1 protein-coding gene is annotated in these 545 nt (G+C 63.7%); it reads right to left on the bottom strand.

The annotated features are described in order from the left end of the window. Window positions 1-98: 98 nt before the first annotated feature. Window positions 99-545: YggS family pyridoxal phosphate-dependent enzyme (locus AC1DWI_RS25965; protein ID WP_477726301.1), on the bottom strand; the 447-nt coding region annotated here is incomplete at its 5' end.

Here is a 545-nt window from a genome sequence, read left to right on the forward strand (position 1 = left end):
CTTCACCAGCAGGGGCCGCGGAACCGGCTTTGCCGGGCCGCAGGCGCAGCGGCCCCCTCGGGGGGCAGGAAGCTACACGGAGTGAGCGACCGTGGGGGCTATCTCCCCCCAAAAATCGCGGTGCCTACGCGCACCATGGTGCTGCCCGAATGGATCGCCGCCTCCAGGTCAGCGGTCATGCCCATTGACAAGGTATCCATGGGTGCAAGCAACGCACCTGACGCGTTGATTTCGTCAAAAATGGCTTTTGTCCGCGCGTGGACAGCGCAAGCAGCTACAAAATCGATAGCAGGCTCCGGTATCGCCATCAAGCCGCGCAAGGTGAGGTTCGGCAGCTGCACAACCGCCTGCGCCAGCGCCAGGACATCCTCAGGCGCCACGCCCGACTTGTTGGCGCCACCATCCACGTTGACCTGCAGGCAGATCTGGAGCGGCGGCAAATCGGGCGGTCGCTGCTCGCTCAGCCGCTGGGCGATTTTGGGGCGATCTACCGACTGCACCCAGTCAAAATGCTCAGCCACGAGACGGGTCTTGTTGCTCTGAAC

The organism is Polaromonas sp. P3_C2 (assembly GCF_056402675.1).